Raw genomic sequence first — 25,647 nt, 5'->3', positions numbered from 1 at the left:
CGCCGCACATGCTCGCCGCACATGCTCCGCGCCGCGGCCGCGGCGGCTGCTACTCGGCCTCGCCCAGCAACGCCTGGATCCGGGAGATGCCCTCGACCAGATCGTCGTCGCCGAGCGCGTAGGACAGGCGCAGGTATCCCGACGGCCCGAACGCCTCACCGGGCACCACCGCCACCTCGACCTCCTCAAGGATCACCGCGGCCAGTTCGGCGGACGTGGTGGCGCGCTTGCCGCGGATCTGCTTGCCCAGCAGGCCCTTCACCGACGGATAGGCGTAGAACGCGCCCAGCGGCTCCGGGCACTCGACGCCCTCGATCTCGTTGAGCATCTTCACGATCGTCTGGCGCCGGCGGTCGAAGGCGAGACGCATCTCGTGCACGGCCGACAGATCACCCGACACCGCCGCGAGCGCGGCGACCTGGGAGACGTTCGAGACGTTCGAGGTGGCGTGCGACTGCAGGTTCGTGGCCGCCTTGGCCACGTCCGCCGGACCGGCCAGCCAGCCCACCCGCCAGCCGGTCATCGCGTACGTCTTCGCCACCCCGTTGACCACGATGCAGCGCTCGGCCAGCGACGGGACCGCGGCCAGGATCGAGGAGAACCGCGCGCCGCCGTAGACCAGGTGCTCGTAGATCTCGTCGGTCAGCACCCACATTCCGTGCTCGTCGGCCCAGCGGCCGATCTCGGCGACCTGCTCGGGGGAGTACACCGCGCCGGTGGGGTTCGACGGCGAGACGAACAGCAGCACCTTGGTTCGCTCGGTGCGGGCCGCTTCCAGCTGCTCGACGCTCACCAGGTAGCCGGTGCTCTCGTCGGCGAGCACTTCCACCGGGACGCCCCCGGCCAGCCGGATCGACTCCGGGTACGTGGTCCAGTACGGGGTCGGCACGATGACCTCGTCGCCCGGGTCCAGGATGGTGGCGAAGGCGTTGTAGATGGCCTGCTTGCCGCCGTTGGTGATCAGGATCTGGCCGGGCTCGAAGGACACCTTCGAGTCGCGCAGCGTCTTGGCCGCGATCGCCGCCTTCAGCTCGGGCAGGCCGCCGGCCGGGGTGTAGCGGTGGTACTTCGGCTGCCTGGCCGCGGCGACGGCGGCCTCGACGATGTAGTCGGGGGTCGGGAAGTCGGGTTCGCCCGCGCCGAAACCGATCACCGGGCGGCCGGCCGCCTTCAGGGCTTTGGCCTTGGCGTCCACGGCCAAGGTCGCCGACTCGGCGATCGAGCCGATGCGTTGCGAGATGCGCGGGAAGGGTGACTGGGTCATGGCACAGGCTCCGGCTGTCGTTGCTGCTGTGGTGCGCCGCGGTCTACATCGGCCGCCGACACCGGACATGGTGTCACCTCTTGACGGGTCCTCGCAGCGCCGTTCTCGGTTCGACAGGGCCTGCGCACCGAGAGCGGCGCAGTTCAAGACCGCTCGCGCCCACGGGCGTCATCGTGCTGTGTCAGCACCCGTCAGCCCGTATCCATTCGACTCGGCGAGGCCGTTGTGTCTAAACTTCGGTTGTCCTCGTCAGGTCCGCCCCGTGGTCCTGAGGACATGCCTAGGGTCGTAGCTCAATTGGCAGAGCACCGGTCTCCAAAACCGGGGGTTGGGGGTTCAAGTCCCTCCGGCCCTGCACGATGAACAGCTGAAACGGCGCCGGTCGGTTCGAACCGACCGGCGCCGTTCGCGTCTGATGCGGTCCCGGTCGGCGCGGCGCGGTTTCCGTCCGTTCAGCAGGAATCGCTTGCCCGCGAGTGGGGAAACATGAGTCAGCGACAGCCACACCAGGGCGGCTTTCACAAGTGAAGGTGGCCCTGGCGCGCCTTGCGTCGTACGCTGTGCGGTGCACGGCGCAACTCATACGGATGGATCAGGGTGAGGTAGCAGGTGAGCCAGACGCGCAGCGACGCCGAGGACCTGGACGGGGCCTCCGCGCAGGTGGAGCCGCTGGACGCGGCGCCGCGAAAGGCCGCCGGAAAGACCGACGAGCGCAAATCACGTTCGGAGCGCCGAGCCGAGCGGGTCAAGACCAGGGCGAAGGCCAAGTCCTCGGCCGAGAAGCGGGCCCCGCGCAAGAAGCGCGCCAGCCCGGCGCTGTACTACCGGCAGATCGTCGCGGAACTGCGCAAGGTGGTCTGGCCGACCCGCACCGAGCTGGGGACGTACACCTCCGTGGTCATCGTCTTCGTGCTGTGCATCATCGCGATCATCGCGCTGTTCGACTACGGCCTGACCCACGCCGTGCAGGCCGTCTTCGGCTGAGCCGGCTGGTGCACGCTGCCGCGTCGTCCGGTACGGCGGTTCGTTCCGCCGGTACCGGCTAGTCTGGATCCCGTGAGGTGTGATGTCGGCGCGCAGGTGCGTGTCGCGTCCCACGGTGCAGACGCGAGCAGAAGGAAGTAGAGGCCGCAGTGTCCGACATGACCGAATCGGCGCAGTACGACGAGCGGGACCCCTTCGCGGCCGATCCCGGTCTCGGTCTTGAGGCCGAGGAATCCGTCGAGACCGCGCCGGCCCCGACCGACGAGGCTGAAGCGCAGGATGTGCCCGAGCCGCCGGTACCGGCCGGGCTGGACGAGTTCCGCGATGCCCTGCGCCGTGCGCCCGGCGACTGGTACGTGGTGCACTCCTACGCGGGCTACGAGAACCGGGTGAAGCAGAACCTGGAGACCCGTATCCAGTCCCTCAACATGGAGGATTACATCTTCCAGATCGAGGTGCCCATGGAGGAGGCCGTCGAGGTCAAGAACGGGCAGCGCAAGAAGGTCAAGCGCAACAAGTTCCCCGGCTACGTGCTGGTGCGCATGGACCTGACCCCGGACTCGTGGGGCGCGGTGCGCAACACCCCGGGTGTGACCGGCTTCGTCGGCAACGCGCACGAGCCGTTCCCGTTGACCACCGACGAGGTCGCCAAGATCCTGATGGCGGATCAGCCGCAGCCGGACGGCGCGCCCAAGGCGCCGGTCGAGGTCAAGGTGCTGGACTTCGAGGTGGGCGACTCGGTGACCGTGATCGACGGCCCGTTCGCCACGCTCCAGGCCACGATCAACGAGATCAACGCGGACTCGCAGAAGATCAAGGGCCTGGTGGAGATCTTCGGCCGGGAGACCCCGGTGGAGCTGTCCTTCACCCAGATCCAGAAGAACTGAAGCAGCGCAACCGCCTGAGGATCCGCGGCTGTGGCCACCGTTTTGGCCGGGGCCGCGGCGTTCGGGTAACGTGGAGCGCTGTTCCATGCCCCGTACGGTGCCTGGCGAGGCGCCGGGGGTTTTCGTGTGCCGCCGCGACGCGGCATTCCCAGAAGTTAAGGACCCGGAGCATGCCTCCCAAGAAGAAGCTCGCAGCGATCATCAAGCTGCAGATCAAGGCCGGTATGGCGAACCCGGCTCCGCCGGTCGGCCCCGCGCTGGGCCAGCACGGCGTCAACATCATGGAGTTCTGCAAGCAGTACAACGCGGCCACCGAGGCGCAGCGCGGGCAGATCGTCCCGGTGGAGATCTCGGTCTTCGAGGACCGTTCCTTCACCTTCGTCACCAAGACCCCGCCGGCCGCCCGGCTGATCCTCAAGGCCGCCGGCCTGGACAAGGGCAGCGCGGTGCCGCACAAGACCAAGGTCGGCACGCTGACCCAGGCGCAGGTGCGGGAGATCGCGCAGATGAAGCTCGAGGACCTCAACGCCAACGACCTGGACGCCGCGGCGAAGATCATCGCCGGCACCGCGCGTTCGATGGGCGTGACCGTCCAGGACTGACGCGGTCCGGGACCGACCCGGTCCGGAACCACTCGCCGAACCCGTGGTAGGGCCTCGCGCGGCCCGTAGCGACCACGACTGCCGGTACTGAACTCAGGAGCAGACAAAATGCAGCGCAGCAAGAACTACAAGGCGGCCGCCGCCACGGTGGACCGCGAGGCGCTCTACAGCCCGCTGGAGGCGGTGCGCCTCGCGAAGACCACCTCGAAGGTGAAGTTCGACGCGACCGTCGAGGTCGCCCTCCGGCTCGGGGTGGACCCCCGCAAGGCCGACCAGATGGTCCGTTCGACCGTCATCCTCCCGCACGGCACCGGTAAGACCGCCAGGGTCCTGGTCTTCGCCACCGGTGACCGTGCCGAGGCCGCCCGCGCCGCGGGCGCCGACTTCGTCGGCGGCGACGAGCTGATCGACGAGGTCTCCAAGGGCTTCCTCGACTTCGACGCGGTGGTCGCCACCCCCGACCTGATGGGCAAGGTCGGCCGGCTCGGCCGGGTGCTCGGCCCGCGCGGCCTGATGCCCAACCCGAAGGTCGGCACCGTCACCCCGGACGTGGCCAAGGCAGTGGGCGAGATCAAGGGCGGCAAGATCGAGTTCCGGGTGGACCGGCACTCGAACCTGCACCTGATCATCGGCAAGACCTCGTTCAGCGACGAGCAGCTGGTGGAGAACTACGCCGCCGCGCTCGACGAGGTGCTGCGGGTCAAGCCGTCGGCCGCCAAGGGCCGGTACCTGAAGAAGGTCACCTTCACCACCACGATGGGCCCGGGCATTCCGGTGGATCCGAACCGCACCCGCTCCCTGCTCAGCGACGAGTCCTGACGCATCCTTACGGGCCCTGATACGAGGGCACGCGCGCGGCGTCCGGCGGCCCCGCGCCCGCTCCGGTCATCCGGTGTGGGTGCGGGGCCGCTTCTTTGCGCGCCGGTTTGCCCTTTCGGGCGAATGTCGCCGTACGGTTTCAGTCCTCTTCGGACCTCTTCCCGCGTCGGTGGGACGGCGTAGCGTGGATCGTGGACCGACGAGGGGAAGTGCCCCTCGCCCTTGGGAGGGTTCTGTCACATGCACAAGAGAATCGGCCTCACAGCGGGAGCCGCGGCCCTCGGACTGGCCGCGATCGCCGGGTGCACCGGCAGCGGCGGATCGAGTAACACGGGCGGCTCGGCCGCCGGCGGCGGCGGGGGCGGGGGCTCCAGCGCGGCGCAGCTCTCTCCGGCCGCTTTCATCAAGGCCGCGCTGACCAAGGCGTCGAACGACAAGACCGTGCGCGTCACCGGCACCATAGACACCGGTGCGGGCAGCGGAACGTTGAGCAGCCAGGAGCAGTTCGACCCGCTCGCCATGTCGATGACGATGCACCTGCCCAGCGTGGACATGTCCGAGATCCTCGTCGGCAACACGATCTACATGAAGATGCCGCAGTTCAGCGCGATGCTCGGGGGCAAGCCCTGGGCGAAGATCGACCTGTCCTCGATGGGAGCCCTCGGCTCCAGCCTCCAGTCGCTGCTGAGCTCCGCGAAGAACATCGACCCGGCGCAGCAGTTGCAGCCGCTGCTGGCCTCCGGCGACCTGCACAAGGTCGGCACCGAGACGGTGGACGGCGTGCAGGCCGTGCACTACGCGGGCACGGTGGACCCCGCCACGGCCCTCGATGGCTCGGCTGCGGCCACGAACCTGACGCCTGCTCAGATCGCGCAGCTCAAGTCCCTCATGAAGTCCAGCGGGGTGACCACGGAGACCATCGACGTGTGGGTCTCCTCCGACGGACTGCCGGTGCGCGAGACGGTCAGCGCCAACACCTCCGCGGGCGCGACGAAGGTGGACATGCACCTGTCGGACTGGGGCAAGCCGGTCTCGATCAGCGCGCCGCCCGCCGACCAGGTCGGCGACATCAGCTCCATGATGGGCAACCTGGGTTCCAGCCCCAGCTGACCGAAGATCCGGCGCCGCCCGGGCCGGGACCAAGTCGGATTTGGTCCAGGCCCGGGCGGTCGCGTACATTGGGACCAATCCGATGACCGCTGGTCGCACCAGCCTGCCCGGCTCACGCCGGACGGACTGACCGCCGAAGGTCCTGCGCGGTGCCCTCTCTCCGGAGCGGGACACCAGGCAGGCGGCCCGCGCAGGTGTGTGGAGTGGTTCCTCGCGTCCCCTCGTGCCGTTCGACAGGCATGCCGGTGGCGCGGTTCGCCCCGTGCGCTTGCGCCGGGGCTTTTCCGTTTTCCCGGCGAGCCTTTCGCTCGCGCGGGCGGGCGGGCCTTCGCGGAGCCGGCGGTCGACCAAACCGACCGTCCCGGAAGGAGGGCCATGGCGAAGGCTGAGCGTCAGGCCGCCGTCGAGGAGATCACGGAGCAGTTCCGTGGCTCCAGCGCGGCGCTGCTGACCGAGTACCGCGGGCTCACCGTGAAGCAGCTCAAGCAGCTGCGTCGCTCCCTGGGCGCGGACACCCAGTACGCCATCGTGAAGAACACCCTGACCAAGCGTGCGGCCGCCGAGGTCGGCATCGCCGGTCTGGACGAGCTGCTGGCCGGACCCTCCGCGATCGCCTTCATCAAGGGCGACCCGGTGGAGGCGGCCAAGGGGCTGCGCGACTTCGCGAAGGCGAACCCGCTGCTGGTGATCAAGGGCGGGGTGATGGACGGCAAGCCGCTGTCCGCCGCCGAGGTCACCAAACTCGCCGACCTTGAGTCGCGCGAGGTGCTGCTGGCCAAGGCGGCCGGCGCGATGAAGGCGACGCTGGCGAACGCCGCGGCGCTGTTCCAGGCGCCGCTGTCCCAGTTCGCCCGCACCGCGGACGCGCTGCGCGCCAAGGTCGAGCAGGGTGCTTCCGCGTCCGAGCCGTCCGACGCAGTGCCGTCCGACGCGCCCGCAGAGCAGTAGTCCCGCCCCCACCCCGTACGTCTTTTCACCGAAAGGAACGCCGTCATGGCGAAGCTGAGCAACGAAGAGCTCCTTGAGTCCTTCAAGGAGATGACGCTGATCGAGCTGTCCGAGTTCGTGAAGCTGTTCGAGGACACCTTCGACGTCAAGGCCGCCGCCCCGGCCGCCGCCGTGATCCAGGCCGGCCCGGCCGCCGCGGTCGAGGAGGTCGTCGAGCAGGACGAGTTCGACGTCATCCTCGAGTCCGCCGGCGAGAAGAAGATCCAGGTCATCAAGGTCGTGCGCGAGCTGACCTCGCTGGGCCTCAAGGAGGCCAAGGACCTGGTCGACGGCGCGCCCAAGCCGCTGCTCGAGAAGGTCAACAAGGAGGCCGCCGAGAAGGCCGCGGCCGCGCTGAAGGACGTCGGCGCCGGCGTCACCGTCAAGTAGCCGTCAACCGATTGGCGGGCCCGGCGAGCCTCTTCGCCGCCCGCCGACCGCCGCCGTGGGGGCGCGATCCGCTGGGATCGCGCCCCCACGCGTCGTCGCACTGACTCCGGCGCGCGCCCCCTCTCGCGCGGCGCGTCCTGTTTCCATACACTGATGGCCCTGGGCACCCGAAAGAGCCAAAAAGTTCACTCGCGCGAGGGAATGTCCGCGGGGTCCCGGGTCCGACCGATCATGCAGGTCGGCCCCTGACCGGCGGGTAGACACTCCTGGCGCCCGGTAACTCTTGACGAAAAGCCCTGGGCGCGCGATTCTTCGGACGTCTGGTTGCACCGCGACCGGTCCGGAGGCAGCGCAAGCCGGGACCGTGCCGCGGGTCGAGTCGGACCGGTGCGAGGACCTGTGTTCGAGCTCCTGTCGGTGGCGAGGGATAGTTTGCTCCCCGTGCGCGGCGGATATCCGAGGATCCGTGTGGCGCACGCGGTGGCCGTGAGGCGCCCGTTGCGGGCGGACTCGAGAGGGCGCTGGGCGCGGAGGACCGCCCCGCTCTCCGGCCCAGCCGCTGACCTGGGACTTCGAGCAGTCGAGGAACCGGGCTCGACAGCAGTTGGCCTTTCGGCTACACTGCTCGTTTGCGCTGCCTTCTGTCCTCCCCGCACGCTGCGGAATCGGCCGGTCACTCCTCCACCGACCAGGCCGACCGATCCCAAAGGCGTCATTCCAGCGGGGCAGTGAACGATCCCCCGGCGGCGCGCAGTGAGTCCGAGCCCTCGGAAGGACCCCGTCACCTTGGCCACCGTCGCCTCGCGCACCGCCGTGAACGGTATTAACCAGAACGCCTCCAGCACCGCCCCCCGCAGGGTCTCCTTCGCCAAGATCCGCGAGCCTCTAGAGGTTCCCAACCTCCTCGCCCTGCAGACCGAGAGTTTCGACTGGCTGGTCGGGAACCAGGCGTGGAAGGACCGGGTCGCCGCGGCCCGGGCCCAGGGCGTCGCCGTGCCCGCCGCCTCAGGCCTCGAGGAGATCTTCGAGGAGATCTCGCCCATCGAGGACTTCTCCGGATCGATGTCGCTGACCTTCCGTGACCATCGCTTCGAGCCGGCGAAGTACTCCATCGACGAGTGCAAGGAGCGCGACTTCACGTACGCCGCTCCGCTGTTCGTCACCGCCGAGTTCACCAACAACGAGACCGGCGAGATCAAGTCCCAGACGGTCTTCATGGGCGACTTCCCGCTCATGACCAACAAGGGCACCTTCATCATCAACGGCACCGAGCGCGTGGTGGTCTCCCAGCTGGTGCGCTCGCCCGGCGTGTACTTCGAGCGCTCCGTGGACAAGACCAGCGACAAGGACGTGTTCAACGCCAAGGTGATCCCGTCTCGCGGCGCCTGGCTCGAGCTGGAGATCGACAAGCGCGACACCGTGGGTGTGCGCATCGACCGCAAGCGCAAGCAGAACGTCACCGTGCTGCTCAAGGCGCTCGGCTGGGACGACGCGAAGATCCTGGAGGAGTTCGGCGACTACGAGTCGATGCGGCTGACCCTGGAGAAGGACCACACCGCGACCCAGGACGACGCGCTGCTCGACATCTACCGCAAGCTGCGTCCGGGCGAGCCGCCGACGCGCGAGGCCGCGCAGAACCTGCTGGAGAACCTGTACTTCAACTCCAAGCGCTACGACCTGGCCAAGGTCGGCCGATACAAGATCAACAAGAAGCTCGGCGTGGACCAGGGCCTGGACCAGGGCGTGCTGACCGTGGACGACATCGTCGCCACGATCCGGTACATGGTGAAGCTGCACGCGGGCGAGACCGAGATGGCACCGGCTCGCCAGGCGGCGGACGGCGCGGAATCGGCACGGCGCGCGCCGACCGTCGTGGTCGAGGTGGACGACATCGACCACTTCGGCAACCGCCGCCTGCGCACCGTCGGCGAGCTGATCCAGAACCAGGTCCGCACCGGCCTGGCGCGCATGGAGCGCGTCGTGCGCGAGCGGATGACCACCCAGGACGTCGAGGCGATCACGCCGCAGACCCTGATCAACATCCGGCCGGTCGTCGCCTCCATCAAGGAGTTCTTCGGCACCAGCCAGCTCTCGCAGTTCATGGACCAGACCAACCCGCTCTCCGGCCTGACGCACAAGCGGCGCCTCTCGGCGCTCGGCCCCGGCGGCCTTTCCCGTGAGCGGGCCGGCTTCGAGGTGCGCGACGTGCACCCCTCGCACTACGGCCGCATGTGCCCCATCGAGACCCCTGAAGGCCCGAACATCGGCCTGATCGGCTCGCTGGCCTCGTACGGGCGGATCAACGCCTTCGGCTTCGTGGAGACCCCGTACCGCAAGGTGGTCGACGGCCGGGTCACCGACCAGGTCGACTACCTGACCGCGGACGAGGAGGACCGGTTCATCATCGCGCAGGCGAACTCGACGCTGACCGCCGACGACACCTTCGCGGACGACCGCGTCCTGGTGCGCCGCCGCGGCGGCGAGGTGGACTACCTTCCCGGCAGCGAGATCGACTACATGGACGTCTCGCCGCGGCAGATGGTGTCGGTCGCGACCGCGATGATCCCGTTCCTGGAGCACGACGACGCCAACCGCGCGCTGATGGGCGCGAACATGATGCGCCAGGCGGTGCCGCTGCTGCGCAGCGAGGCCCCGCTGGTCGGCACCGGCATGGAGTACCGCGCCGCGGTGGACGCCGCCGACGTGGTCGCCGCGCAGAAGCCGGGCGTCGTCACCGAGGTGACCGCCGACTACGTGACGACCACCAACGACGACGGCACCCAGACCACCTACCGGGTGGCCAAGTTCCAGCGCTCGAACCAGGGCACCTCCTTCAACCAGAAGGTGATCGTGGACGAGGGCGCCCGGGTCGAGGTCGGCCAGGTGCTCGCCGACGGCCCGTGCACCCAGCAGGGCGAGATGGCGCTGGGCAAGAACCTCCTGGTGGCGTTCATGCCCTGGGAGGGCCACAACTACGAGGACGCGATCATCCTCTCGCAGCGCCTGGTGCAGGAGGACGTCCTGTCCTCCATCCACATCGAGGAGCACGAGGTCGACGCGCGTGACACCAAGCTCGGCCCCGAGGAGATCACGCGGGACATCCCGAACGTCTCCGAGGAGGTGCTCGCGGACCTCGACGACCGCGGCATCATCCGGATCGGCGCGGACGTGGTGCCCGGCGACATCCTGGTCGGCAAGGTCACGCCCAAGGGCGAGACCGAGCTGACCCCGGAGGAGCGGCTGCTGCGCGCGATCTTCGGGGAGAAGGCCCGCGAGGTGCGTGACACCTCCCTCAAGGTGCCGCACGGCGAAGAGGGCAAGGTCATCGGCGTGCGGATCTTCGACCGCGACGAGGGCGACGAACTGCCGCCGGGCGTCAACCAGCTGGTGCGGGTGTACGTGGCGCAGAAGCGCAAGATCACCCACGGCGACAAGCTGGCCGGCCGGCACGGCAACAAGGGCGTCATCGCCAAGATCCTGCCGCAGGAGGACATGCCGTTCCTCGAGGACGGCACTCCGGTGGACATCATCCTCAACCCGCTGGGCGTGCCCTCCCGGATGAACCCCGGCCAGGTCATGGAGACCCACCTCGGCTGGGTGGCCAAGACCGGCTGGCAGGTCGAGGGCGACGACGAGGAGTGGAAGGACCGGCTGCGCTCGATCGGAGCGGACCACGCCGAGCCGGGCACCAACGTCGGGACCCCGGTCTTCGACGGCGCCCGCGAGGACGAGATCACCGGCCTGCTCGGCTCCACCCTGCCGAACCGCGACGGGGTGCAGCTGGTCGGCAGCTCGGGCAAGGCGCGGATGTTCGACGGGCGCTCCGGCGAGCCGTTCCCGTACCCGATCTCGGTCGGCTACATGTACATCCTCAAGCTGCACCACCTGGTCGACGACAAGCTGCACGCCCGCTCCACCGGCCCCTACTCGATGATCACGCAGCAGCCGCTGGGCGGTAAGGCCCAGTTCGGCGGCCAGCGTTTCGGCGAGATGGAGGTGTGGGCGCTGGAGGCCTACGGCGCGGCCTACGCGCTGCAGGAACTGCTGACCATCAAGTCCGACGACGTGCTCGGCCGCGTGAAGGTCTACGAGGCCATCGTCAAGGGCGAGAACATCCCGGAGCCGGGCATCCCCGAGTCCTTCAAGGTGCTCATCAAGGAGATGCAGTCGTTGTGCCTGAACGTCGAGGTCCTCTCCTCGGACGGCAACAACATCGAACTGCGCGACACGGACGAGGACGTTTTCCGTGCCGCTGAAGAGCTGGGTATCGACCTGTCCCGGCGGGAGCCGAGCAGCGTCGAAGAAGTCTGAGTCTTGGTCGCCGGACAGGCGCCCGTCCGCGCGACGCGGCCGGCAGCGCCCGGCCGGCGGCCCGAGACTCCCGAATCATGGATTCACTTGTTCCCGTCGCGGGCCTTCCCCCTCGAAGCGGGACGAACCATAAGGATTGACACACGTGCTTGACGTCAACTTCTTCGACGAGCTCCGCATTGGGCTTGCCACTGCGGAGGACATCCGCCAGTGGTCCTTCGGCGAGGTCAAGAAGCCGGAGACCATCAACTACCGGACCCTGAAGCCTGAGAAGGACGGCCTGTTCTGCGAGAAGATCTTCGGTCCCACCCGGGACTGGGAGTGCTACTGCGGTAAGTACAAGCGGGTCCGTTTCAAGGGCATCATCTGCGAGCGCTGCGGCGTCGAGGTCACCCGGGCCAAGGTGCGCCGCGAGCGGATGGGCCACATCGAGCTGGCCGCCCCGGTCACGCACATCTGGTACTTCAAGGGCGTCCCGTCCCGGCTCGGCTATCTGCTCGACCTGGCGCCGAAGGACCTGGAGAAGGTCATCTACTTCGCCGCCTACATGATCACCTGGGTGGACGACGAGCGGCGCACCCGCGACCTGCCCTCCCTGGAGGCCAAGGTCTCGGTGGAGCGCCAGCAGCTGGAGCAGCGGCGCGACGCCGACCTCGAGGCCCGGCAGAAGAAGCTGGAGGAGGACCTCGCGGCCCTGGAGGCCGAGGGGGCCAAGGCCGACCAGCGGCGCAAGGTGCGCGAGTCCGGCGAGCGGGAGATGAAGCAGATCCGCGACCGGGCGCAGCGCGAGCTGGACCGGCTCGACGAGGTCTGGACCCGGTTCAAGAACCTCAAGGTCCAGGACCTTGAGGGCGACGAGATCCTGTACCGGGAGATGCGGGACCGCTTCGGCCTGTACTTCTCCGGCGGGATGGGCGCGGCCGCGTTGCAGAAGCGGCTGGAGACCTTCGACCTGGACGCCGAGGCCGAGTCGCTGCGCGAGGTGATCCGCACCGGCAAGGGCCAGAAGAAGACCCGTGCGCTCAAGCGGCTGAAGGTCGTCTCGGCGTTCCTGCAGACCAACAACTCGCCCAACGGCATGGTGCTGGACTGCGTCCCGGTCATCCCGCCGGACCTGCGCCCGATGGTGCAGCTCGACGGCGGCCGGTTCGCCACCTCGGACCTGAACGACCTGTACCGCCGGGTCATCAACCGCAACAACCGGCTCAAGCGTCTGCTCGACCTCGGCGCGCCCGAGATCATCGTGAACAACGAGAAGCGGATGCTGCAGGAGGCCGTGGACGCGCTGTTCGACAACGGCCGCCGCGGCCGCCCGGTGACCGGTCCGGGCAACCGGCCCCTGAAGTCGCTGAGCGACATGCTCAAGGGCAAGCAGGGCCGGTTCCGGCAGAACCTGCTGGGCAAGCGGGTGGACTACTCGGCCCGTTCGGTCATCGTGGTCGGCCCGCAGCTCAAGCTGCACCAGTGCGGCCTGCCCAAGGCGATGGCGCTGGAGCTGTTCAAGCCGTTCGTGATGAAGCGCCTGGTGGACCTGAACCACGCGCAGAACATCAAGTCGGCCAAGCGTATGGTCGAGCGGGCCCGCTCGGTCGTGTGGGACGTGCTGGAAGAGGTCATCACCGAACACCCGGTGCTGCTCAACCGCGCGCCCACGCTGCACCGCCTGGGCATCCAGGCCTTCGAGCCGCAGCTGGTCGAGGGCAAGGCGATCCAGATCCACCCGCTGGTGTGCACCGCGTTCAACGCGGACTTCGACGGCGACCAGATGGCCGTGCACCTGCCGCTGTCCGCGGAGGCGCAGGCCGAGGCCCGCATCCTGATGCTGTCCTCGAACAACATCCTGTCGCCGGCCAACGGGCGCCCGATCACCGCGCCGACGCAGGACATGGTGCTGGGGCTGTTCTTCCTGACCATGGACCGGCAGAACGTGACCGGCGACGGCCGCTTCTTCGGTTCGGTCGGCGAGGCGATCATGGCCTTCGACGCCAAGGAACTCGACCTTCAGGCTCCGATCGACCTGCGGCTGATCGAGGCGGTGCCGCCGCGCGGCTGGACCGCGCCGGACGACTGGGAGTCGGGGCAGCCGTTCCGGCTCAAGACCACTCTCGGCCGGGCGCTGTTCAACGAGGCGCTGCCGCTGGACTACCCGTACGTCAACGAGCCGATCTCGAAGAAGCAGCTGTCCGCCATCGTCAACGACCTGGCGGAGCGCTACCCGAAGGTCCAGGTCGCGATGACCCTGGACAACCTGAAGGCGGCGGGCTTCTACTGGGCCACCCGTTCCGGCGTCACCATCGCGATCGAGGACATCGTGGTGCCGCCGGCCAAGGCGCAGATCCTTGAGGGCTACGAGACGAAGGCCGACAAGGTCCAGAAGCAGTTCGAGCGCGGTCTGATCACCAAGGACGAGCGCCAGCAGGAGCTGATCTCCATCTGGACCGAGGCGACCAACGAGGTGGCCAAGGCGATGGAGGCCAACTTCTCGCGGGAGAACCCGATCTTCATGATGGTCGACTCGGGCGCCCGAGGGAACATCATGCAGATGCGGCAGATCGCCGGTATGCGTGGCCTGGTGTCGAACGCCAAGAACGAGACCATCGCGCGTCCGATCAAGGCGTCCTTCCGCGAGGGTCTGACCGTGCTGGAGTACTTCATCTCCACGCACGGTGCGCGCAAGGGCCTCGCGGACACGGCGCTGCGTACCGCCGACTCGGGTTACCTGACCCGGCGTCTGGTGGACGTGTCGCAGGACGTGATCATCCGCGAGGAGGACTGCAACACCGAGCGCGGCATCATGATGCAGATCGCGGCCCCGGGCGCGGACGGCACGCTGCGGCGCGCCGACGACGTCGAGTCCTCGGTCTACTCGCGCAACCTCGCCGAGGACGTCGTGATGGAAGGCAAGACGCTGATCCAGGCGGGCGCCGACCTCGGCGACGTGGCGATCGGCGAGCTGATCAAGCACGGCGTGTTCGAGGTCAAGGTCCGCAGCGTCCTGACCTGCGAGTCGAAGGTCGGCACGTGCGCGATGTGCTACGGCCGCAGCCTGGCCACCGGCAAGCTGGTGGACGTCGGCGAGGCGGTCGGCATCATCGCGGCGCAGTCCATCGGCGAGCCCGGCACCCAGCTGACCATGCGCACCTTCCACACCGGTGGTGTGGCCGGTGACGACATCACGCAGGGTCTGCCGCGTGTCATCGAGCTGTTCGAGGCGCGCACCCCGCGTGGTGTCGCCCCGATCGCCGAGGCGGCGGGCGTGGTCAAGATCGAGGACACCGAGCGCACCCGCAAGATCGTGATCGTGCCGGGCGACGGCTCGGAGGAGATCGCCTACCCGGTCTCCAAGCGGTCCCGGCTGCTGGTGAGCGAGGGCGAGGTCGTCACCGTGGGCCAGAAGCTGGTCCAGGGCGCGGCGAACCCGCACGACGTGCTGCGCGTGCTCGGCCAGCGGGCGGTGCAGGTGCACCTGGTCCAGGAGGTCCAGAGCGTCTACCGCTCGCAGGGTGTGTCGATCCACGACAAGCACATCGAGATCATCGTCCGGCAGATGCTGCGCCGGGTGACGATCATCGAGACCGGCGACTCGGAACTGCTGGCGGGCGACCTGGTCGAGCGCGGCAAGTTCGAGGAGGAGAACCGCAGGGTCATCTCCGAGAGCGGTCAGCCGGCCTCGGGCCGTCCGCAGCTGATGGGCATCACGAAGGCGTCGCTGGCGACCGACTCGTGGCTGTCCGCGGCCTCCTTCCAGGAGACCACCCGGGTGCTGACCGACGCCGCGATCCACGGCAAGTCGGACTCGCTGGTGGGCCTGAAGGAGAACGTGATCATCGGCAAGCTGATCCCGGCCGGCACGGGCATGCACCGCTACCGCAACATCAAGGTGGAGCCGACGGAGGAGGCCAAGGCGCAGATGTACTCGCTGGCGGGCTACGACGACCTGGACTACGCGCCGTTCGGCGTGGGTTCCGGCCAGGCCGTCCCGCTGGAGGAGTACGACTTCGGCGGCTACGCCGGCTGACGCAGGCGAAGGCCGGCCCGATCAGGGCCACAGCGTACTGACACCGCGCCCCCGGTTCCGCGGTCCTGGTTCGACCCAGGGCCGCGGCCGGGGGCGCGATGTCGTGTCGGGTGAACGCCTCTGAACCGGCTCCCACTCGGGCGCGGTGCCTTCGAGTTCGGACACAGTTTCGGAACAACGCTTTGATTCATGCCGCCGACTCGGTAGCTTCGCCTGGTCTCGCCGCGGCTGCCGCGGCGAGAGCCGAGAAGTCCATCGAGTCGAGGGGATCAGCCGTGGCCTTTACCAAAGCGGGAATGCGCAAGCAGATCATCGAGAACCTGTCCGCGGTCGCGCCGGCGGGAGAGCAGTTCGCCTGTTGCGTTCACGGCATGACGGGGCCGAGCCCGTGGATTGACAACATCGTCGTGCAGGCGTTGCGCAAGTACTACTTCGTCACGCTGACCAACACCAGCGTGATAGTGAACCGGGCCGGGCGCATGGCGAACCGGCCGAAGGAGATCGTGGCGGTCGTCCCCGTGCAGGCCGGGGCGATTGTCCGGGTGAAGAAGGGTCTGATCTGGAGCAAGCTCTACCTGATGCTCCCGGGCCGGTCCAAGCCCACCAAGGTCAACGTGCACCGGCGGTGGAACAAGGAACTGGAGCAGTTCGGCCTCGCCGCGGCGAGCGTGGCCCGGATTCCGGCCCAGGCCGGCTGAGCGGGCGCCGGCGCGTGCGCGGGCCGCGGTGGGCGCCGCGGGCAGGGGTCCTGTCCGTGGAGCGTTCGCAGCGGCCTGCCACGCGCTATGGTCACCCTATGAGTACCGAGGGCGATGACGAGCTCGGCCGCCCCCGTTATCAACCTCCGGCGGGCGCGGTGCCGGCCGCCGGTCACAGGGGGATACCTCCCGCACCGGGGAGCGTGCGTAAGACGGCGCCCGCGGCGGTCGTGGCGATGGCGTTCGCGACCGTCGGCTGGCTGCTGCCGGTCCTCGGCGGGCTGATGGCGGTACGCCGGGCCCGAGCCGCGCTGCACCAGATCGAGGCCTCGGGCGGAGCGCTCGACGGCATGCCACTGGCGGTGTGGGCAAGGCGGCTGGGATGGTTGTACGTGATCGTGTGGAGCGCGGTGCTGTTGTACCTCGCGTTGCACATCTACATCGACATCACCAACGTCATGGTCACAGTGAAGTAGCAGTCCTGCTCCTGTGCGTGGCGACTGACAGTGGGCACACGTCGGACGTGGCACGATGACTCGCGACAACCTGAACTCTCGCTCCTGGGAGGCGCGCCGATGACGCTCGGCCGGCCTGGTGATCTGCTGGCTGACCGGTACCGGCTGGACCGGTTCGTGGGCTCGGCCGGCACGGCGGAGCGCTGGCAGGCCTACGACGAGCGGCTGGCACGCCCGGTCACCGCGCGCATCGAAACCGCCGTCGGCGATGAGGGCGGACAACAGGGGTCGGTCGCGGTCGCGCGGGCGGCGCTCAGCACGATCGCCCGGCTCAACCACCCGGGCGTCGCCGCGGTGTACGACATGGGGACGGCTGACGAACTGCGCGGCGGCGCGGTCGGCTATGCGATCTCAGAATGGACTGAGGGACGCACGCTCGGTCAGATCATGGCCGGCGGGTTGCATCCGTGGCAGCGCGCCGCGGACTGGGGCCGGCAGATCAGTTCCGCGCTGGCCGCGCTGCACGAGATCGGCATCGCGCACGGCGCGCTGAGCCCGGAAAGCGTCGCGATCCACGACGACCGGCAGGTCAAGATCTTCGATGTCGGCCTGGACGACGTGGAGCCGGTCGCGGCCGCGGAAGCGGACCCACTGGAGGGCGAGGACGACGACGCGGGCGAGCGCGAACTGCCCGCCGGCGCACCCGAGGATGTCTATGCGCTCGCGTTCATGCTGTGGGAGGCGACTGTCGGCGCCGCACCCGAGTACGTCGCGGCGGGCACCGAGGCCGCGGGCGGCGCGCCGAAGGGCCGGGACGAGGCACAGGACGAGGCACCGGACGAGCCGGCCGAGGATGAACGCCCCGGCGGGCGGGAGGGCGCCGAGGTCGATCAGCGGCCGCTTCTGGAGGCCGGGGCGCCCGCCGGGTTCGCCGTCCTGCTTGGACAGATGCTGTCCCACGATCCCGCCCGCCGGCCCACGGCCGCGCAGGCGGAAGAGCGCTTCCTGCCGTTCGCTGCAAGCGAACGCGCCGGGGACACGCTGCCCGGGATCGCGGCGATCCCGGCGCAGACACAGGTGATCGATGCTCCGATGGCGGGCGCGGCTGCGGCCCGCGTCGCACGGCCCGAGCCTGACCGCAGACGCGGCGCCTGGCTCGGTCTGGGGCTGCTCGTCGCGGCGCTGCTGGCCGGCCTCGGCCTGCTGCTGGCGAACCTCAACTCCCACCCCGCCGGCCCAGGCGGACTGAACCCGGTGGTCCCGTCCAGCAGCCCGGGGACGGTCGACCTGCCGGACGGCACGGTCAGCACCGTGGCCAGCCAGCCCGCCCCGACCTTCGGGCACAGGACCGGCTCGACCTCGCCCGCTCCGCCGAGCACGGCCGCGACCAGCCAGGCGCCGAGCTCGCCGGCGGCCAGCGCGACGGGCGGCTCGCCGTCGCCGAGCGGTGTACCGACGGGCTCGACGCCGACGAGCGGCGGCGGCAGTGGCGGCGGTGGCGGCGTTCCCGCGTCGCCCAGCGGCTCCGGTGCGCCCGCTTCGAGTGCCAGCGCCGGACCGGGGAGTCAGTCGCAGGCGGCCCAGATGCCGGGCGGTACAGCGGCGCAGTGACCTCGACGGCCGGTGCCGTATCGGCGGGTGTTCGGTGTGGGTGCGATCGCCCTGCCGGATAAGGAATTTGTCCACGCATTCCGGCATGCGAGAATAGAGCGGGTGTGGGCGAGCCCCTCGCCGCGGTCGCCGGATGGATGGCCGTTTTGACCGGAGGCACGGCCCGTCGGTACGCTCTCACCTTGTGCCTGGGGTGTCCCCGGCTGTCCGTGCGCGCGACTAGAGGCTTCTGCTAGTGCTCGCGATCAGTCCCTCTTGGGATCGCACGGAGCTCTCACGGGCGCGGCGACCCACGATGTCAGGGTCGGGTTCCTGAGAGACAGTCGCGACACACCCGACCGCGTGGGTCGGAGAATCCGGACATCGCGCCGAAACCGGGTGCAGCGTCAACAAGACAATTTCGCCAGAGGAACGCCTGGCCGCAGCCCTGCCCGCGAGGACATGGCGCCCGGCTGAAGGCTTGGCACGAATGGAATACGGAGTAGCAGTGCCCACGATTCAGCAACTGGTCCGCAAGGGCCGGCAGGACAAGGTCACCAAGACCAAGACTCCTGCGCTCAAGGGCAGCCCGCAGCGGCGCGGTGTGTGTACCCGCGTCTACACGACCACGCCCAAGAAGCCGAACTCGGCCCTGCGGAAGGTCGCCCGCGTGCGCCTGTCCAGCGGCATCGAGGTCACCGCATACATCCCCGGCGTCGGCCACAACCTGCAGGAGCACTCGATCGTGCTCGTGCGTGGCGGCCGAGTCAAGGACCTTCCCGGCGTCCGCTACAAGATCATCCGTGGGTCGCTCGACACCCAGGGTGTGAAGAACCGCAAGCAGGCTCGCAGCCGCTACGGCGCCAAGAAGGAGAAGAAGTAATGCCTCGCAAGGGCCCCGCGCCGAAGCACCCGGTCGTCATCGACCCGGTCTACAACTCCCCCCTGGTCACCTCCCTGGTGAACAAGGTCCTGCTGGACGGCAAGCGCTCCACCGCCGAGCGCATCGTCTACGGGGCGCTGGAGGGCTGCCGCGAGAAGACCGGCACCGACCCGGTCATCACGCTCAAGCGCGCGCTGGAGAACGTCAAGCCGGCGATCGAGGTCAAGTCCCGCCGCGTCGGCGGCGCGACCTACCAGGTCCCCGTCGAGGTGCGCGCCGGCCGCTCGAACACGCTGGCGCTGCGCTGGCTGGTCACCTACTCCCGCGCCCGCCGCGAGAAGACGATGACCGAGCGGCTGATGAACGAGCTACTGGACGCTTCCAACGGTCTGGGCGCCTCCGTCAAGCGGCGCGAGGACACCCACAAGATGGCTGAGGCCAACAAGGCCTTTGCCCACTACCGCTGGTAGTCACGGCAGCAACCCTTAACCGACTCGCGAAAGTAGCAGAGCCACCATGGCCACGAACGCCGCGCTCGACCTCGCCAAGGTCCGCAACATCGGCATCATGGCGCATATCGACGCCGGTAAGACCACCACGACCGAGCGCATCCTGTACTACACGGGCATGAGCTACAAGATCGGCGAGGTCCACGACGGCGCCGCCACCACCGACTGGATGGAGCAGGAGCAGGAGCGGGGGATCACCATCACCTCCGCCGCCGTCACCTGCCACTGGAAGACGGACGACGTCGACCACACCATCAACATCATCGACACCCCGGGTCACGTGGACTTCACCATCGAGGTCGAGCGCTCGCTGCGCGTCCTCGACGGCGCGGTCGCGGTCTTCGACGGCGTGGCCGGCGTGGAGCCGCAGTCCGAGACGGTCTGGAACCAGGCCAACCGGTACGGCGTGCCCCGCATCTGCTTCGTCAACAAGCTGGACCGCACCGGCGCGGAGTTCCACCGCTGCGTGGACATGATCGTCTCGCGCTTGAACGCCGTGCCGCTGGTCATGCAGTTGCCGATCGGTGCCGAGGCGGACTTCAAGGGCGTCATCGACCTGGTGACGATGAAGGCCCTGGTCTGGAACGCCGAGGCGAAGCTGGGCGAGATGTACGACGTCGTCGACATCCCGGCCACGCACACCGAGGCGGCCGCCGAGTGGCGCGACCGGCTCGTCGAGACCTCCGCGGAGGCCGACGAGGAACTGATGGAGCTGTACCTGGAGGGCCAGGAGCCCACCGTGGAGCAGCTTTACGCGGGCATCCGGCGGGCCACCCTGGCCTCGTCGCTGACCCCGGTCTTCTGCGGCACCGCGTTCAAGAACAAGGGCGTGCAGCCGCTGCTCGACGCGATCGTGCGCTACCTGCCGTCCCCGCTGGACGTCGAGGCGATCGAGGGCCACGCGGTGAATGACGAGGAGGCCGTCATCCAGCGCAAGCCCTCGGACGCCGAGCCGCTCTCGGCGCTGGCGTTCAAGATCATGACCGACCAGCACCTGGGCAAGCTCACCTTCGTCCGGGTGTATTCCGGCCGGCTGGAGACGGGCTCCTCGGTGCTCAACTCGGTCAAGGGCCGCAAGGAGCGCATCGGCAAGATCTACCGGATGCACGCGAACAAGCGCGAGGAGATCCCCTCGGTCGGCGCGGGCGACATCGTCGCGGTCATGGGTCTGAAGGACACCACGACCGGCGAGACGCTCTGCGACCAGGCGCACCCGGTGGTGCTCGAGTCGATGAACTTCCCGGCCCCGGTCATCTCGGTCGCCATCGAGCCGAAGACCAAGAGCGACCAGGAGAAGCTCGGCACCGCGATCCAGCGCCTGGCCGAGGAGGACCCCTCCTTCCAGGTGCGCACGGACGAGGAGACCGGCCAGACCATCATCGCCGGCATGGGCGAGCTCCACCTGGAGATCCTGGTGGACCGCATGCGCCGCGAGTTCAAGGTCGAGGCCAACGTCGGCAAGCCGCAGGTCGCCTACCGGGAGACCATCCGCAGGGCCGTGCCGAAGGTCGAGTACACGCACAAGAAGCAGACCGGCGGCTCCGGCCAGTACGCGCGGGTGATCATCGGCATCGAGCCGATCGAGAGCGGCGAGGGCTACGAGTTCGTCAACGCGGTCACCGGCGGACGCATCCCGCGGGAGTACATCCCGTCCGTGGACACGGGCTGCCAGGAGGCCATGGAGTTCGGCGTGCTGGCGGGCTACCCGCTGGTCGGCGTCAAGGTCACCCTGCAGGACGGCGCGTACCACGAGGTCGACTCCTCGGAGCTCGCGTTCAAGATCGCCGGTTCGATGGCGTTCAAGGAGGCCGCCCGCCAGGCGAGCCCCGCGCTGCTCGAACCGATGATGTCGGTCGAGGTCACCACGCCCGAGGACTATCTCGGCGACGTGATCGGCGACCTGAACTCCCGCCGTGGCCAGATCCAGGCCATGGAGGAGCGGTTCGGCGCCCGGGTCGTCAAGGCCCTGGTGCCGCTGTCGGAGATGTTCGGCTACGTCGGCGACCTGCGGTCGAAGACCTCGGGCCGGGCCTCCTACAGCATGCAGTTCGACTCCTACGCCGAGGTTCCCCGGAACATCGCGGAGGAGATCGTGAAGAAGGCGCGCGGCGAGTAGCCCAAGCCGATACCACCGTTAAGCCGCCGGGCGCTCAGCCTGAGCGATCCGGCACCGCACCCGTCCACAGGAGGACATCGTGGCGAAGGCGAAGTTCGAGCGGACTAAGCCGCACGTCAACATCGGCACCATCGGTCACATCGACCACGGCAAGACGACGCTCACCGCGGCGATCACCAAGGTGCTGCACGACAAGTACCCGACGCTGAACCAGGCCTCTGCGTTCGACCAGATCGACAAGGCCCCGGAAGAGCGCCAGCGCGGCATCACCATCTCGATCGCGCACGTCGAGTACCAGACCGAGAAGCGCCACTACGCGCACGTCGACTGCCCCGGTCACGCGGACTACATCAAGAACATGATCACCGGTGCCGCGCAGATGGACGGCGCGATCCTGGTGGTCGCCGCGACCGACGGCCCGATGCCGCAGACCAAGGAGCACGTGCTGCTGGCCCGCCAGGTCGGCGTGCCCTACATCGTGGTCGCGCTGAACAAGGCCGACATGGTGGACGACGAGGAGATCCTCGAGCTCGTCGAGCTCGAGGTCCGCGAGCTGCTGAGCGAGTACGAGTTCCCGGGCGACGACCTGCCGGTCGTGCGTGTCTCCGCGCTCAAGGCGCTCGAGGGCGACCCTGACTGGAGCGAGAAGCTGCTCGGCCTGCTCGACGCGGTCGACGAGGCCATCCCGCAGCCGGAGCGCGAGATCGACAAGCCGTTCCTCATGCCGATCGAGGACGTCTTCACGATCACCGGCCGCGGCACCGTGGTCACCGGTCGTATCGAGCGCGGCGTGATCAAGGTCAACGAGACGGTCGAGATCGTCGGCATCCGCGAGCAGAAGCAGACCACGACGGTCACCGGCGTGGAGATGTTCCGCAAGCTGCTCGACGAGGGCCAGGCGGGCGAGAACGTCGGCCTGCTGCTGCGCGGCACCAAGCGCGACGACGTCGAGCGCGGCCAGGTCGTGGTCAAGCCCGGTTCGATCACCCCGCACACCGACTTCGAGGGCCAGGTCTACATCCTGTCCAAGGACGAGGGCGGTCGGCACACGCCGTTCTTCAACAACTACCGTCCGCAGTTCTACTTCCGCACCACCGACGTGACCGGGGTGGTGACCCTCCCCGAGGGCACCGAGATGGTCATGCCGGGCGACAACACCGAGATGTCGGTCGCGCTGATCCAGCCGATCGCCATGGAGGAGGGCCTGCGCTTCGCGATTCGCGAGGGCGGTCGCACCGTCGGCGCCGGTCGGGTCACCAAGATCGTCAAGTAGCACCGGCGGTCTGGCGGTAGGGCTCGAACAGGAACACCGAGCGGCCCGGGACTCCACGGAGTCCCGGGCCGCTTCGTGCTCGCGTCCACGAGGCGAGCGCGCAACTGCGCATCAGGTCATTGCGTCCTGTACAAGCAGCGGAAGTTACGAGTGTCGCGTGTCAGCGATCGCACCGGGCCCGGTGAAGACGGTTCGACGAAGGTGGATGCCGCGTGCTCAGCCTGGACGGTGCGCCCTTTCTCACGCTGCTGGCGATCATCACCCTCGCGTTGTTCGCCGGCGTCATCGTGCTGTGGCCGCGCCTGGGCGGCAGCGGCGTCAAGCCGGTCGCGGGGCGGGTGGGCCTGTTCGCCGTGGCGCAACTGTCCGCGCTCGCCCTGTTCGCGGCGCTGGTCAACGCCGACTTCGAGTTCTACGCCTCCTGGAGCGACCTGTTCGGGACGCTGCACCCCAAGAACACCATCACCATGGCCCAGCCAAGCCCCGTCGCCGCCGTGGCGAGCGCCGGCGGGAACGTGTCCGCCGTCCCCGGCGGTCCATCCGGCCGGAACACCGCGCTCGTCGTCGACGGCAAGGGCGGCTCGGCGCTGCTCGGCGGATCGGACCCGAAGAAGTACGGCCAGATCCAGTACGTGAAGATCACCGGACCGCGAAGCGGCCTGACCCAGAACGTCCAGATCTACCTGCCACCGCAGTACTTCCAGCCCAAGTACGAGAACCTCAGATTCCCGGCCGCGCTGGTGCCCTCCGGCTTCCCCGGCTCGGCCGACGAGATGTCCACCCGGCTGCGGTTCCCGGCCAGGCTGCTCGCCGGAATCCAGGACGGAGCCGACCGGCCCGTCGTGCTGATCATGCTCACCCCGATGATCGTGTCCGGACGCGACACCGAGTGCACCGACGTGCCCGGCGGCCCGCAGGCGCTGACCTTCTGGGTCGAGGACATCCCCACGGCCGTGCAGAGCGCTTACCGGGTGCAGTCCGGGGCCAGGTACTGGGGCGTGGTGGGCGACTCGACCGGCGGCTACTGCGCGGTCAAGATCCCGATGCTCTACTCGGACCGGTTCGCCGCCGGCGCCTCGATCTCAGGCTACTTCGCCGCGCTCCAGGACAGCACCACCGGCACGCTCTACGGCGACAGCCAGGACGTGCGCAACGAGAACGACCTGATGTGGCGCATCAGGCATCTGCCCTCGCCGCCGGTGTCCCTGTTCCTGACCGCCAGCAGGCAGGGCGACGAGAACTACTCCGCCACCATGCAGTTCGTCGGCCTCGCCAAGCCGCCGACGCTCATCACCACCGACATCTCGGACATCGGCGGGCACAACTTCAACACCTGGTACAACGACGTGCCCGACGCGCTGAAATGGCTGACCAACACGCTGGCCCCGGCCCAGTGAGCGACAGCCGCCCGAGCGCTCACGGCGTCGGCCCTGCCCCCGCCGACCGGCATCAGGCCACGACGACGCGCATCAGGCCACCGGAGTAGCATTCGGCGGCGTGCGGGGGGAATCGTGCCACGAGCTCGGAATGAGCCTCCTCACCTGACCTGTCCACTTCAACTGAAGGCGGGCTTTCGGTGCCTACTTCTCGTCGCTCGATGCTGTTCACCACCATGGGACTGCCGGGCATCGCGCTCGCCGAATCCGTGATCGCCGCACCGGCAGCCGACGCCGCTGCCACTGCGACAGCGCCCGGCACCACGCTGGCACTGAACTCAGTATCCGGAGATGTGACGCTGGATCTGGCGCAAGCGGATACCTTCACCGCCACGGTGACCGGCACGACGCGCTTCACGTTCACGTACTCGGGCACCGCGCCGAGCCCCATGGTGACGATCGAGCCGACTGTCGTCATCACGCAGGACTCGACCGGTGGGCACAGCGTGACCTTCATGAACGTCACCTGGCTACCGTCCGGTTCACAGCCCGCGCTCCCTCTCGCCGCGAACGCCGCTACGGTGGCCTGCTTCCTCACGCCCGACCTGGGCACGACGGTGTACGGTCAGGGCGCGCTGCAGTACGGCGGCGGCTACGGCGTATACGGTGACGGCAGCGACGGCGCGATCGTCCTGGACGGGACCAACACGTACGGTTTCATCGGCCGCGGCTCACAGGCCAACTACTACTGGGCGCTGCGCGACATCTACGCCTCTTCACTCACCATCGCCCCGGGATGCACGCTGCAACTGGCCGGCGGGGGTACCGCTGCGTTCCGGCTGTACTGCTCCGGCACGCTGACGAACAACGGCGGCTACATCGTGACCTACGTGAACTCGCCCGCGAGCGGCGCGAAGGCCGGTTCCAACCTGACCTGGGGATCGCTGGTGCCCGGCGCGAACTCGCCGGCCGGTAGCACGGCGAACGCCACCGGGGCCGCGGGGACGTCGGTGATCGGCACGTGGGGCAAGGGTGCGACGGCCGTAGGCGGCGCGGGAGGAAAGAACGGCTCGGGCACGGCGGGCGGAGCCGGCGGCACCGCGAACCCGCCGAACAGGATGCCGGGTGGCACTCTGCCGCGGGCGCTGCCACAGGTCGCGACACTGTCGGTGACGGACGGCACGGGAGCCCCGCACTACTTCGCCGGAGGCGCGAGCGGTGGCGCCGGCGCGGGTGACGGCACCTATGCGGGCGGCGCCGGAGGGCCGGGCGGCAATCCGCTGTTCATCGCGGCCCGCGGCATCGTCAACGTCGGCACGATCGCGGCGTACGGCGGCAACGGCGCAGCGGCCGCGGGCGGGAACGCGGCGCTGAA

At 68.8% G+C, this 25,647-nt stretch carries 18 protein-coding genes, 1 tRNA gene and 1 pseudogene; 19 read left to right on the top strand and 1 reads right to left on the bottom strand.

Annotated elements, in window-relative coordinates:
- Positions 1–49: 49 nt before the first annotated feature.
- Entirely contained in the window at positions 50–1,264 is a 1,215-nt protein-coding gene (locus KGA66_RS20695; protein ID WP_211469836.1) for a pyridoxal phosphate-dependent aminotransferase, read from the bottom strand.
- 282 nt (positions 1,265–1,546) lie between these two features.
- Here KGA66_RS20695 and KGA66_RS20690 point away from each other — a divergent pair.
- The 19 genes and pseudogenes from KGA66_RS20690 to KGA66_RS20600 all read left to right on the top strand — a co-directional run.
- Positions 1,547–1,619, top strand: a tRNA-Trp gene (locus KGA66_RS20690).
- Between the two features lie 314 nt (positions 1,620–1,933).
- Positions 1,934–2,248, top strand: coding sequence for a preprotein translocase subunit SecE (secE, locus tag KGA66_RS31775; protein WP_211469838.1), 315 nt, complete (start codon positions 1,934–1,936; stop codon positions 2,246–2,248).
- Positions 2,249–2,397: 149 nt separating this feature from the next.
- Positions 2,398–3,135 carry a transcription termination/antitermination protein NusG gene (gene nusG / locus KGA66_RS20680; RefSeq protein WP_438822066.1) on the top strand — a complete coding sequence of 246 codons (738 nt, stop codon included), beginning with the start codon at positions 2,398–2,400 and terminating at the stop codon, positions 3,133–3,135.
- A 170-nt stretch (positions 3,136–3,305) separates the two neighbouring features.
- The gene (gene rplK, locus KGA66_RS20675; RefSeq protein ID WP_211469835.1) at positions 3,306–3,737 is read left to right on the top strand and encodes a 50S ribosomal protein L11; all 432 of its coding nucleotides are present in this window, start codon (positions 3,306–3,308) and stop codon (positions 3,735–3,737) included.
- Between the two features lie 108 nt (positions 3,738–3,845).
- Positions 3,846–4,556: a 50S ribosomal protein L1 gene (gene rplA, locus KGA66_RS20670; RefSeq protein ID WP_211469834.1), complete on the top strand. Its 711-nt coding sequence runs from the start codon at positions 3,846–3,848 to the stop codon at positions 4,554–4,556.
- A gap of 240 nt (positions 4,557–4,796) precedes the next feature.
- Positions 4,797–5,666, top strand: coding sequence for an SCO4651 family lipoprotein (locus KGA66_RS20665; protein WP_211469833.1), 870 nt, complete (start codon positions 4,797–4,799; stop codon positions 5,664–5,666).
- A 375-nt stretch (positions 5,667–6,041) separates the two neighbouring features.
- Complete coding sequence (gene rplJ / locus KGA66_RS20660; RefSeq protein ID WP_211469832.1) at positions 6,042–6,614, top strand: 50S ribosomal protein L10; 573 nt, start codon at positions 6,042–6,044, stop codon at positions 6,612–6,614.
- A 45-nt stretch (positions 6,615–6,659) separates the two neighbouring features.
- Positions 6,660–7,043 (top strand): 50S ribosomal protein L7/L12, encoded by a 384-nt coding sequence (rplL, locus tag KGA66_RS20655; protein WP_211469831.1) that lies wholly within the window; start codon positions 6,660–6,662, stop codon positions 7,041–7,043.
- A gap of 786 nt (positions 7,044–7,829) precedes the next feature.
- Entirely contained in the window at positions 7,830–11,354 is a 3,525-nt protein-coding gene (gene rpoB, locus KGA66_RS20650) for a DNA-directed RNA polymerase subunit beta (protein WP_211469830.1), read from the top strand.
- A 145-nt stretch (positions 11,355–11,499) separates the two neighbouring features.
- On the top strand, positions 11,500–15,372 hold the full coding sequence (locus tag KGA66_RS20645) for a DNA-directed RNA polymerase subunit beta' (RefSeq protein WP_211469829.1): 3,873 nt from the start codon (positions 11,500–11,502) through the stop codon (positions 15,370–15,372).
- 296 nt (positions 15,373–15,668) lie between these two features.
- A complete protein-coding gene (locus KGA66_RS20640; protein ID WP_211469828.1) occupies positions 15,669–16,070 on the top strand; it encodes a hypothetical protein in 402 nt (133 codons plus the stop codon).
- Positions 16,071–16,168: 98 nt separating this feature from the next.
- Positions 16,169–16,546: a hypothetical protein gene (locus KGA66_RS20635; protein ID WP_211469827.1), complete on the top strand. Its 378-nt coding sequence runs from the start codon at positions 16,169–16,171 to the stop codon at positions 16,544–16,546.
- Between the two features lie 99 nt (positions 16,547–16,645).
- A complete protein-coding gene (locus KGA66_RS20630; protein WP_211469826.1) occupies positions 16,646–18,136 on the top strand; it encodes a protein kinase domain-containing protein in 1,491 nt (496 codons plus the stop codon).
- Positions 18,137–18,623: 487 nt separating this feature from the next.
- Positions 18,624–18,998, top strand: a complete 375-nt coding sequence (gene rpsL, locus KGA66_RS20625) for a 30S ribosomal protein S12 (RefSeq protein ID WP_211469825.1) — start codon at positions 18,624–18,626, stop codon at positions 18,996–18,998.
- Positions 18,998–19,468 carry a 30S ribosomal protein S7 gene (gene rpsG / locus KGA66_RS20620; protein ID WP_211469824.1) on the top strand — a complete coding sequence of 157 codons (471 nt, stop codon included), beginning with the start codon at positions 18,998–19,000 and terminating at the stop codon, positions 19,466–19,468. The genes rpsL and rpsG overlap by 1 nt, the downstream gene beginning before the upstream one ends.
- A 46-nt stretch (positions 19,469–19,514) precedes the next feature.
- On the top strand, positions 19,515–21,623 hold the full coding sequence (gene fusA / locus KGA66_RS20615) for an elongation factor G (RefSeq protein WP_211469823.1): 2,109 nt from the start codon (positions 19,515–19,517) through the stop codon (positions 21,621–21,623).
- 79 nt (positions 21,624–21,702) lie between these two features.
- The gene (gene tuf, locus KGA66_RS20610) at positions 21,703–22,896 is read left to right on the top strand and encodes an elongation factor Tu (protein WP_211469822.1); all 1,194 of its coding nucleotides are present in this window, start codon (positions 21,703–21,705) and stop codon (positions 22,894–22,896) included.
- 212 nt (positions 22,897–23,108) lie between these two features.
- Positions 23,109–24,293, top strand: a complete 1,185-nt coding sequence (locus KGA66_RS20605) for an alpha/beta hydrolase (RefSeq protein ID WP_211469821.1) — start codon at positions 23,109–23,111, stop codon at positions 24,291–24,293.
- Positions 24,294–24,472: 179 nt separating this feature from the next.
- Positions 24,473–25,647 (top strand): annotated as a pseudogene (locus KGA66_RS20600) (hypothetical protein); the annotation flags it as partial.

Source organism: Actinocrinis puniceicyclus (assembly GCF_018283645.1).
Lineage (GTDB): Bacteria > Actinomycetota > Actinomycetes > Streptomycetales > Catenulisporaceae > Actinocrinis > Actinocrinis puniceicyclus.
The sequence above is the reverse complement of the archived record's forward strand: the minus strand, read 5'-3'. Positions and strand labels throughout refer to the sequence as shown.

Excerpts from the sequence above, each read along its gene's own strand:
- KGA66_RS20695 (WP_211469836.1), bottom strand. The coding sequence starts at position 1,264 with ATGACCCAGTCACCCTTCCCGCGCATCTCGCAACGCATCGGCTCGATC.
- rplK (WP_211469835.1), top strand. The coding sequence starts at position 3,306 with ATGCCTCCCAAGAAGAAGCTCGCAGCGATCATCAAGCTGCAGATCAAG.
- rplA (WP_211469834.1), top strand. The coding sequence starts at position 3,846 with ATGCAGCGCAGCAAGAACTACAAGGCGGCCGCCGCCACGGTGGACCGC.
- KGA66_RS20665 (WP_211469833.1), top strand. The coding sequence starts at position 4,797 with ATGCACAAGAGAATCGGCCTCACAGCGGGAGCCGCGGCCCTCGGACTG.
- rplJ (WP_211469832.1), top strand. The coding sequence starts at position 6,042 with ATGGCGAAGGCTGAGCGTCAGGCCGCCGTCGAGGAGATCACGGAGCAG.
- rplL (WP_211469831.1), top strand. The coding sequence starts at position 6,660 with ATGGCGAAGCTGAGCAACGAAGAGCTCCTTGAGTCCTTCAAGGAGATG.
- KGA66_RS20640 (WP_211469828.1), top strand. The coding sequence starts at position 15,669 with ATGCGCAAGCAGATCATCGAGAACCTGTCCGCGGTCGCGCCGGCGGGA.
- KGA66_RS20635 (WP_211469827.1), top strand. The coding sequence starts at position 16,169 with ATGAGTACCGAGGGCGATGACGAGCTCGGCCGCCCCCGTTATCAACCT.
- KGA66_RS20630 (WP_211469826.1), top strand. The coding sequence starts at position 16,646 with ATGACGCTCGGCCGGCCTGGTGATCTGCTGGCTGACCGGTACCGGCTG.
- rpsG (WP_211469824.1), top strand. The coding sequence starts at position 18,998 with ATGCCTCGCAAGGGCCCCGCGCCGAAGCACCCGGTCGTCATCGACCCG.
- fusA (WP_211469823.1), top strand. The coding sequence starts at position 19,515 with ATGGCCACGAACGCCGCGCTCGACCTCGCCAAGGTCCGCAACATCGGC.